The sequence below is a fragment of the Actinotalea sp. C106 genome, assembly GCF_023630195.1.
Taxonomy (GTDB): domain Bacteria; phylum Actinomycetota; class Actinomycetes; order Actinomycetales; family Cellulomonadaceae; genus Actinotalea.
The window spans coordinates 1-3,604 of the sequence record NZ_JALPKN010000301.1; the positions used below are offsets into that span (position 1 = coordinate 1).

A 3,604-nucleotide genomic window follows, 5' to 3' on the forward strand; every position below is an offset into this window, starting at 1 on the left:
GCTCCGGGGCCGCCGCCGCGGCCCCCGCCTCGAGGGCCGCGAGCCGCGCCCGGGCCGCCGCCAGGCCCTGCTCGACCTCGGTCCGGCGCTCGCGCAGGGCGCTCTCGTCGGCGAGCTCCTGCTCGAGGGTGGCGCTGAGCTGGGCCAGGTCGTCGGCCAGCAGCCGGGCCCGGGCGTCCCGCAGGTCCGCCTGGACCGTCTGGGCCCGGCGCGCGACCTGGGCCTGCTTGCCGAGGGGGCCGAGCTGGCGGCGGATCTCCGAGGTCAGGTCGGTGAGCCGGGTGAGGTTGGCCTGCATCGCGTCGAGCTTGCGCAGCGCCTTGTCCTTGCGCTTGCGGTGCTTGAGGACCCCGGCGGCCTCCTCGATGAAACCGCGGCGGTCCTCGGGTGTCGCCCGCAGCACCTGGTCGAGCTGCCCCTGCCCGACGATGACGTGCATCTCGCGGCCGAGCCCCGAGTCCGACAGCAGGTCCTGGATGTCCAGGAGCCGGCACGAGGACCCGTTGATCGCGTACTCCGAGCCCCCGCTGCGGAACAGGGTCCGCGAGATGGTGACCTCGGTGTAGTCGATCGGCAGGGCGCCGTCGGTGTTGTCGATGGTGAGGCTGACCTCGGCGCGGCCCAGGGGCGGACGCCCCGAGGTGCCCGCGAAGATGACGTCCTCCATCTTGCCCCCGCGCAGGGACTTGGCCCCCTGCTCCCCCATCACCCAGGACAACGCGTCGACCACGTTGGACTTGCCCGAGCCGTTCGGCCCGACGACGCAGGTGACCCCGGGCTCGAACCTCAAGGTCGTCGCCGAGGCGAAGGACTTGAAGCCCCGCAGGGTCAGCGTCTTGAGGTGCACGGGGCAGAGCCTAGGAGGTGGCGGGGGCCAGCTCCGGGAACCACAGCCCGATCTCGCGGGCGGCGGACTCGGTCGAGTCCGACCCGTGGACGAGGTTCTGGGTCACCGCCAGGCCCCAGTCCCGTCCGAGGTCGCCACGGATGGTGCCCGGGGCCGCGGTGGTCGGGTCGGTCGTGCCCGCCAGGCTCCGGAAGCCCTCGATCGCCCGGTGGCCCTCCACGACGACGGCGGCGACCGGACCCGAGCCCATGAACTCGACCAGGGGGGCGTAGAAGGGCTTGCCCTCGTGCTCGGCGTAGTGCGCGCCCAGCAGGTCGTCGTCGGCGGTGCGCAGGTCGAGGGCGACCAGCGTGTACCCCTTGGCCTCGATGCGTCGCAGGACCTCTCCCACCAGTCCGCGGCGGACGCCGTCGGGCTTGACCAGGACGAGGGTGCGCTCAGCTGCAGTCATGGGGCAACCCTAGCGGGGAGTCTCAGGAACCCGTGACCAGCTGTCCGCGCTCGCGCCGCTCGCGGTCGATCCGCCCACCGAGGCGCAGCGCGACGACCCAGAGCACCACGAAGATGCCGCCGACCACGAACATCATGGGCAGGGCGATCCCGGTGAGCAGCACGGCTAGCTGCAGCGCGGACCCGACGACGTAGCCCCCGGGCCACCGGAGCATGCCCGCGGCGAGGACCAGGGACAGGACGAGGGCCCCGCCGACCCCCCACAGCACGGACCCGGGGGCCAGACGCAGGCCGTACCCGGTCAGCGTCGCGAAGACCACGACGAAGGCCTCGAGGACCAGGATCGTCGACGCGAACTGGTGGCGTGCCGAGCGCAGCGGTCGCGGTGCGCCACCCTCGGGCTCGCCGTCGGGCCCGGTCTGCTCGGGTCCGGACGGCCCGGCTCCGGTCTGCTCAGCGCTCACCCCGTCAGGCTACCGGCGCGGGGCCCGGTCCTGGGCCGACGGATCCCCTGGGGCCTCGGCCTCCGCCACGAGGAGCACTCCGCCGGCCTGCTCCGTGGCGGACGCCGCAGCCGGGGCGGACGCACCCGCCCCCTCCGGGGTCACCTCGGCCGCGGAAGGGGCGGCAGCGACCGCCTCGCCGCGGGCCACCATCCCGGCGACGTCGGACAGCGGCACCTCGCGCAGGAGGAGCGTCAGCACGAAGCCCACGGCCACGAGGGGAACGAGGTACCAGAACGCGGGAGCGAGGGCCTCGGCGAAGACGTTCACCACGCCGTCGCGCACCTCCTCGGGGAGCTCGGCCACCAGGGCCGGGGTCAGCGAGGTCGCCCCCTCCCCCGCCCCGGTCACGCCTGCGGGGAACAGCGGCTCGAGGCGCTCGGTCAGCCTGCCCGTGAAGATGGTGCTGAACAGGGCGACGCCGACCGCGGCACCGATCTCGCGGAAGAAGTTGTTCGCGCTCGTCGCGGTGCCGATCTCGTGGGGGTCGACCGAGTTCTGCACGGCCAGCACGATGGTCTGCATCACCAGCCCCAGCCCGGCCCCCAGGACGAAGATCATCATGCCGAAGAGCAGCATCGAGATGTCGCCCGTGAGCTGGGTCAGCCAGACCAGGCCCAGGGTGGCGACCGCCATGCCGACGACGGGATAGCGCCGGTAGCGACCCGTGCGGGTGATCGCGAACCCCGAGGCGATGGCCGTGAGCATGACCCCGACCATCATCGGGAGCATGAGGAAGCCCGACTGGGTGACCCCTGCGCCCGTGGCCATCTGCAGGAAGGTCGGCAGGAAGGTCAGCGCCGCGAACATGCCCGAGCCGATGATGAACCCGATGGTCGTGGCGATCGCGAAGGTGCGGTTCCGGAACAGGTGCAGGGGCAGCAGGGGCTCCTGCGCGCGCTGCTCGACCCGGACGAAGGCCACGGCGGCGAGCACCGTGCCGATGACGAGGGCCAGCAGCCGCGGGTCGGACCAGTCGTAGCCGCCGTCGGCCGCGTCGCTGAAGCTCTCCCAGGAGGTCGCGAGCACGAGGCCCGAGGTCGCGAGGACCATGAGCACGATCCCGGCGACGTCGATCTTGCGTCCCGAGCGGTGGCTCGGCAGGCGCAGCGCGAACCAGGCGACCGCGAAGGCCCCGATCCCGATGGGGACGTTGATCCAGAAGGCCCAGCGCCAGGTCAGGTGGTCGGTGAAGAACCCGCCCAGCAGGGGCCCGACGACGGCCGCGATGCCGAACAGGGCACCCATCGGTCCCATGTACCTACCCCGCTCCTTGGCCGGCACGATGTCAGCGATGATCGCCTGCGAGAGGATCAGCAGCCCGCCGCCACCCAGCCCCTGCACGCCGCGCCAAGCCACGAGCTCGGTGAAGGAGTCCGCCAGGGCGGCCCCGACCGAGGCCAGGGTGAACAGCCCGATGGCCGCGAGGAACGGGTAGCGACGACCCCACAGGTCGCCGAACTTCCCGTACAGGGGCATGACGATCGCGACCGCGAGGATGTACGCCGTCACCAGCCAGCCCTGGTGCTCGACCCCGTCGAGCTCGCCGACGATCGTGGGCATCGCCGTGCCGAGGATCGACTGGTCGAGGGAGGACAGGAACATGCTGGCCATGAGCGCCCCGAAGATCACCCAGACGGTGCGGGGGGTCAGGACGACGAGGGTCGCGCCCTGGGCACGGGTGGGTGCGGCGGACATGGCAGACCTCGGATCGGCGAGCGGGTGGGGCCGGCGTCGACGGACGCGGGCGTGGGTGCGGGGGCTCGGCGCTGAGCGGGTGACGGGGCGGTCGGGTGGCGGGGCG

The 3,604-nt window shown here is 72.8% G+C and carries 4 protein-coding genes; all 4 read right to left on the reverse strand.

Features of this window, described 5'->3' with window-relative positions:
• The coding region (locus tag L0B03_RS15250) for a chromosome segregation SMC family protein (protein ID WP_250447331.1) at positions 1–847 on the reverse strand (847 nt) is incomplete at its 3' end.
• 10 nt (positions 848–857) lie between these two features.
• Positions 858–1,298, reverse strand: a complete 441-nt coding sequence (ndk, locus tag L0B03_RS15255) for a nucleoside-diphosphate kinase (RefSeq protein ID WP_250447333.1) — start codon at positions 1,296–1,298, stop codon at positions 858–860.
• A gap of 22 nt (positions 1,299–1,320) precedes the next feature.
• Positions 1,321–1,761, reverse strand: a complete 441-nt coding sequence (locus L0B03_RS15260; RefSeq protein WP_250447335.1) for a DUF4233 domain-containing protein — start codon at positions 1,759–1,761, stop codon at positions 1,321–1,323.
• Positions 1,762–1,770: 9 nt separating this feature from the next.
• On the reverse strand, positions 1,771–3,498 hold the full coding sequence (locus L0B03_RS15265) for an MDR family MFS transporter (RefSeq protein ID WP_250447338.1): 1,728 nt from the start codon (positions 3,496–3,498) through the stop codon (positions 1,771–1,773).
• Positions 3,499–3,604 lie beyond the last annotated feature (106 nt).